Genomic DNA, 5,363 nt, shown 5'->3' on the forward strand with positions numbered 1-5,363 from the left:
TCCTGCGAGTAGTACGTGCTCATGAGAACACCTCTCCGTGGCCGAAACCACTGGCCGGTGTCCGCAGAAAACGGGCAAGTCCACGTCGCACCACCACGGCGGCGCGTTGCACCCGGGGATGGTGCAGCCGCCGTCCCGCAGGCACAGGTACCGCAGCTGGGCCGGGGTGAACAGGCGCCGGCTGCGCCCGAGGTCGAGCACCTCGCCCTGGGTGTCGAGCACGACCGGGATGAGGGCGGCGTCGCAGGCGACCCGGCGCACCGTCTCCGGCGCCAGCAGGGTTCCGCTGCCGAGCACGGTGCCGGACCCGCAGGCGTCCCTGAGGTCCTGGTAGTTCATCGTCACGAAGAGCTGCGCCTTGGTCTGCGCCAGGGCGTCCCCGCCCGCGGCGGCCGACCGGCGCAGCGCCTGCACCAGCGCGTCCCCGCGCCGCTGGTCGCTGCTGCGCAGGTCGGAGACCCCGTCGACCGGGTTCGGCGCCGACAGCGGCCCGATCGCCGCCTCCAGCACCGAGGCGCCCTCGGGGTCCAGCCGCAGGGAGTACTCCACCATCCCGTCATCACTGCGGCCCGGGGACAGGCTCACCCCGTGCTTAAGCCGGTCCTGGCGGACCTGGAACTCGTCCTGGCGGCCGTAGGTGGCGATGATCCGCTCCCGCAACCCGCGCACCTCCCGCGGCCCACCCTGCTCCGCGACCTGCAGGAACCCCGCCCACACCGTGGGCAGCGCTTCCGGGTCAGCCGGGGGCCCAGCCTGGCCAGCTCCGCCAACGCCACCGCCGCGCCGCGGACCCCGACCCGCCCGGACAGCACGCACGAACGCAGCCGCTGCACCGACCCGTGGTCCAGCACCTGCACCGCCCCGGCCCCGACCGGGCGCCCGAGGCACGCCGAGGCCACCTTGACCAGGTCCGCGGCACCGCCGCAGCGGTAGGAGGAACTGTGGGCCAGCACCCACCCCGCCGCCGACGCACACGTGGAGGAGGACACCTCCCCGCGCTCCAGCGCCTCGGCCAGGGTCGCGACCTGCCCGGCCTCACACCCCCGCCGCAGCGCGTCCAGCTCGGCGAAGAACGGCCCCAGCTCGGCCCCCACCCCCTGGTGCAACACCCCCTCCACCCCGGCCAGCGCCGCGGTCACCGCCCGCACCAGCTCCCGCCGCTGCGCCAAAGTCAGGTCAGCGCCCGGATCGACCTCAACCAGACCGGGTCGGCGCTCTCCCCCCGCGGCGGGCACGCCACCGGAGCCGCTGGCCGCGGCCCCCTGACGACGATCCCCCTGATGCATGGTTCGAACATACATTCGACCACCGACAGGCCGCCGCGATCCTCCACATCAGACCGACCCGTCACGGCAGAATCCGCGCCATGTCCCCAGAGACGTCGCCAGCCACCGCCACGGGCCACCCCGTGGACCGCACCGACCCCCAGGTCCCCGCCGTGACCCGACAGGGAACGGTCATCCTGCTCAACGGCACCTCGAGCTCGGGCAAGTCGAGCATCGCCGCCGAGCTCCTGGAGATCCTGGACGGCACCTGGTTCCACCTGCCGGTCGATGCCATCCATGCCATGCGCTCCCAGCGCGAGATCAGCGACGAGGACCTGCCTGCCGAGCTCGTGCGCACCTCCATGGGCTTCCACCGGGCCGTGGCGGGCATGGCCGACGCGGGCAACAACGTCGTCGTCGACCACGTGCTGAGCTTCGCCTGGCGCCTGTCCGACTGCCTCGACCTCCTGAACCCCGCGTGGTCTTCGTCGGTGTCCGCTGCCCGCTGGAGGAGACGGTGGCCCGCGAGGCGGCCCGGGGGGACCGCCCCATCGGGCAGGCGGCCAGCCAGTTCGAGCAGGTCCACGCCCACGGCGTGTACGACGTCGAGGTCGACACCAGCATCCTCAGCGCCCGTCAGTGCGCCGAGAAAGTCAAGGCGCACCTCGCCCAGCCCATCTCCCCCAGCGCCTTCGCCCGCCTCCTGAGGTCGCGACACCAGACCTGAGGTGTGCGGTGCCGAGCGCCCACGGTCCGTGTCGATTCGCGGGCGGGGCGTTCGTCGAGGAGATAGGGCCCGCACCGGGCGCGGCCCGCGGAGGTGACGGCACGGCATACCGGCCGCGCCCCCGGCTCCACGAGAGGACCACTGACATGGCCAAGTTCATCTACCTCTACCGCGGCCCTGCGACCCCGATGGAGGACATCAGCCCCGAGGTCGGCGAGCAGCTGCAGAAGGCCTGGACCGACTGGGGCAACAAGGTCGGCGGCTCGCTGGTCGACTTCGGCAGCCCGTTCGGCTCCCGGGTCGCCGTCTCCGACGACGGCTCAGAGGTCGCCCCGAGCGAGCAGAACGGCTACACCATCGTCGAGGCGGCCGACCTCGCCGCCGCCCGCGGGCTCGTCGAGGGCCACCCGTTCCTCACCGAGGGCAAGGGCCGGTTCGCGATCGACATCTACGAGCTCGTCCCGATGTGACGGGCTCGTCGGAGGCGCCCCTCACCGCGGTGCGAGGCGCCTCCGGTATGCCGGGTGCGCACCTCACGTGGTCGTGTCCGTGCCGTCCAGGAGCTGCCCGCCCTCGGACTCCCACACCTGCTGGGGCGTCAGGTCACGCCATTGCGGCGGCGGGGGAAGCACCGTCGCGGTCGGCCGGACTCCATGTCCGGTGGGGAAGATGACCAGCAGGTCGATCCACGGACGGCCGCCTCGGAGGAACAGCCGCACCAGGTGGGGGTAGAACGCCCGCGAGGTGCCCAGGTCGATCGGCCGGGAGCCGATGACGGCATGGCGGGGCGCTCGTCCCCACAGCTCGGGGTTGTAGACGACCCGCCGGACCTCGAGGCCCTGGACCCGCAGATCCTCGATCAGCGTGCCGAGCTCGGTCACGAGGTCCGCGGAGCGGGGGCACCAGGCGCCGTCGGGGAAGCCCTCGCGGCTGGGCTCCGGGGGGATCAGGGGAAGTCCGCTGTCCCGGGGACCGGTGCCGCCTGGGACGCCGGGGTTGTTGCTGTTGGTGGCGGTCATGAAGGAGATCCGTCCCTGGCCGTGCGGGCCAGCTGGAGCAGTGCACCGGGGACGACGAGGACCGAGCGTCCGCGTGGTGGAGGCCCCCGGTCAAACCACCGTACGTCGCCGCCCCGACACCGTCCGGGACCATCGGCAGGACCCCTGCACGAACGGAACGAGCGGTATGCCGTGTCCTCACCGGCCGCCCGGACAACCCCCTGCATGGTCCTGCCGTGACGCCTTGCCGCCTGCTCACCGGCGCCAGCGCTCACCGCCGTGGGTGCTGGCGCGTCATGCCTGCTCTCCGAGAGGGGCCGACCCGTCGTCCGGTCCGAACAAACTGATCACCCCGTTGGGGCAGAGCTGGGCCGCTCGCGCCACGGCCGCCTCCAGCGCGGGGGCCGGCTCGGGGTCGAGGACGACGACCCGGCCGTCCTCCTCGCTCTGGTCGAACACCGCGGGCGCGGTCAGCGCGCACATCCCGGCGCCCTGGCAACGGTCCCGGTCGATGACGACCCTCATGTCGCCTCGGACCACGTCACCGGCAGCGCCTCGACGCCGTAGATGAACATCTCGTCGCGCAGGCGCACCTGCTCCGGCGGCACCGCCAGCTGCAGTCCCGGCAGGGTGGCCAGCAGCCGGGTGAACCCGACCTGCATCTCCACTCGCGCGAGCTGCTGCCCCAGGCACTGGTGGACGCCGTGCCCGAAGGCCAGGTGCCCGACGTACTCCCGACCGAGGTCGAGCCGGTCGGGATCGGTGAAGTGGGCCGGGTCGCGGTTGGCTGCCGGCAGCGAGAGCACCACGGCGTCCCCCTGGTGGAGGGTGCGGCCACCGACGACGACGTCCTCGGTGGCCACCCGGACCAGCCCGAACTGGACGATGGTCAGGTAGCGCAGCAGCTCCTCGACGGCGCCGTTGACCGACGCCGGGTCCGCGCGCAGCCGCTCGAGCTCGGCCGGGTGCTGCAGCAGCGCGAACGTCCCGAGCCCCAACATGTTGGCGGTCGTCTCGTGGCCGGCGATGAGCAGCAACAGGCCGATGTTGATGAGCTCCTCGTCGTCGAGGCTGTCCGGGCCCTCGAGGTGCACCAACCCGCTGAGCAGGTCCTCGCCCGGCGTCGAACGCTTGGCCCGGACCAGCCCGAGCATGTAGGCGCGGAACTCGCCCCGGGCGCGCAGCAGCTCAGGCCCCTCCGACGTCAACGACAACAGCAGCCGCGAGCGCTGCTGGAACTCCGCCCGGTCCACGTAGGGCACGCCCAGGAGCTCGCAGATCACCATGGAGGGCACCGGGAGCGCGAACGCGCTGACGAGGTCCGCCGGCGCCCCGGCCGCCCTCATAGCCCGCAGGTGCTCGTCGACGATCTCGGTGACCCGCGGCTGCAGCGCGTTCATCCGCCGCACCGTGAACTGACCCGTCAGCAGCCGCCGGTAGCGCGTGTGCTCGGGCGGGTCCAGCCCGATGAACTGGCCCCGCCGGGGCTGCAGGAAGGGCTTCAGCTCCTCGGGCACCAGCCGGATCGGGTTCGCGCCGAGGCTGCGGCGCGAGCTCATCCGCGGGTCGGCCAGCAGGGCGCGCACGTCGTCGTAGCGGGTCACCAGCCACCCGGCGCGGCCGTCGGGGAACGTCAACGGGCTGACGGGCTCGGTCGCCTGCAGCCGACGGTAGGCCGGAGGCGGGTCGAACACCGAGGCCCGCTCGCGGGGCAGACCGGCAAGGGGGGCGTACGAGGTGCTCATCGGCACCACCTCCGCTGGATGCGGTGGAGCGGGCATGACGCGCCGCTCACCTCGAGCGTATGCCTGCGCGAGCCGCCCGGGGAGGGCGCGCACACCGCGTTCCGGCGTGATGCGTCCCCGCCGTCAGCGGGTCATCTGTCGCGTCCCACCGCGGACCGGCAATCGACTGTGCTCGCTCAGCAAAGCTCATTGTGCGGCATCGGCATTACTTACATGGATGTACTAGGCCCATCTACGTAGGTGGCGGTCTCCCGCCACCTCCCGCGCGCGACAGCCCGATGTTCGTCAGGCTGCATTGGGTAGTACCCGGGGTCAAGCTAGTGCGGACGCCATCCTTGCGCGCGGCTTTCGAGTTAGTAACCGCGCGCCGGGGCGGAGCCTCTGGCCCGCTCCTGGGAGGTAAACTAGCAGGTCAGCGGAGCCGCCCCCGCAGGTCGAGCGCGTAGGCCAGGCCGCCACGGCGACCCCAGCGTGACTGCTCAAGGCCACTGATCGCCCCGGACAGAAGGAACCGTGTGGCGCATGACTGGGCCTTGCCCGACGTGGGGTGGTTCCAGCTGGCCTACGCTCGCGCCGTGTCCGGCGCCGCTTCGGCGTCCTCGACTGGGCGGTCAGCGCCGGTCACGGA

The 5,363-nt window shown here is 72.5% G+C and carries 6 protein-coding genes and 1 pseudogene; 3 read left to right on the forward strand and 4 right to left on the reverse strand.

The features are described 5' to 3' along the window. A partial coding sequence (locus VF825_RS06010; RefSeq protein WP_331111176.1) for a DUF222 domain-containing protein occupies nt 1-717 on the reverse strand: 717 nt, incomplete at its 3' end. 649 nt (nt 718-1,366) lie between these two features. Between VF825_RS06010 and VF825_RS20060 the strand changes: the two are divergent. From VF825_RS20060 to VF825_RS06020, 3 genes and pseudogenes are all read left to right on the forward strand, one after another. Further along, nucleotides 1,367-1,678: pseudogene (locus VF825_RS20060) on the forward strand (phosphotransferase-like protein); the annotation flags it as partial. Between the two features lie 65 nt (nt 1,679-1,743). Next, complete coding sequence (locus VF825_RS06015) at nt 1,744-1,992, forward strand: phosphotransferase-like protein (RefSeq protein ID WP_331111178.1); 249 nt, start codon at nt 1,744-1,746, stop codon at nt 1,990-1,992. 146 nt (nt 1,993-2,138) lie between these two features. Next, the gene (locus VF825_RS06020) at nt 2,139-2,462 is read left to right on the forward strand and encodes a hypothetical protein (RefSeq protein WP_331111180.1); all 324 of its coding nucleotides are present in this window, start codon (nt 2,139-2,141) and stop codon (nt 2,460-2,462) included. A gap of 63 nt (nt 2,463-2,525) precedes the next feature. Here VF825_RS06020 and VF825_RS06025 read toward each other — a convergent pair whose 3' ends face one another. The 3 genes from VF825_RS06025 to VF825_RS06035 form a co-directional block, all read right to left on the reverse strand. After that, nucleotides 2,526-3,011, reverse strand: coding sequence for a DUF5994 family protein (locus VF825_RS06025; protein WP_331111182.1), 486 nt, complete (start codon nt 3,009-3,011; stop codon nt 2,526-2,528). Between the two features lie 273 nt (nt 3,012-3,284). Then, the gene (locus VF825_RS06030) at nt 3,285-3,515 is read right to left on the reverse strand and encodes a ferredoxin (RefSeq protein ID WP_331111184.1); all 231 of its coding nucleotides are present in this window, start codon (nt 3,513-3,515) and stop codon (nt 3,285-3,287) included. Further along, complete coding sequence (locus tag VF825_RS06035; protein WP_331111186.1) at nt 3,512-4,735, reverse strand: cytochrome P450; 1,224 nt, start codon at nt 4,733-4,735, stop codon at nt 3,512-3,514. Before VF825_RS06035 ends, VF825_RS06030 begins: the two co-directional genes overlap by 4 nt. Nucleotides 4,736-5,363: the final 628 nt, after the last annotated feature.

The sequence above is a fragment of the Oryzihumus sp. genome (genome assembly GCF_036391795.1).
GTDB lineage: Bacteria > Actinomycetota > Actinomycetes > Actinomycetales > Dermatophilaceae > Oryzihumus.

What these genes read in the sequence shown, in the direction of transcription:
- VF825_RS06020 (WP_331111180.1), top strand. Translation starts at nt 2,139, where the DNA reads ATGGCCAAGTTCATCTACCTCTACCGCGGCCCTGCGACCCCGATGGAG.
- VF825_RS06025 (WP_331111182.1), bottom strand. Translation starts at nt 3,011, where the DNA reads ATGACCGCCACCAACAGCAACAACCCCGGCGTCCCAGGCGGCACCGGT.
- VF825_RS06030 (WP_331111184.1), bottom strand. Translation starts at nt 3,515, where the DNA reads ATGAGGGTCGTCATCGACCGGGACCGTTGCCAGGGCGCCGGGATGTGC.
- VF825_RS06035 (WP_331111186.1), bottom strand. Translation starts at nt 4,735, where the DNA reads ATGAGCACCTCGTACGCCCCCCTTGCCGGTCTGCCCCGCGAGCGGGCC.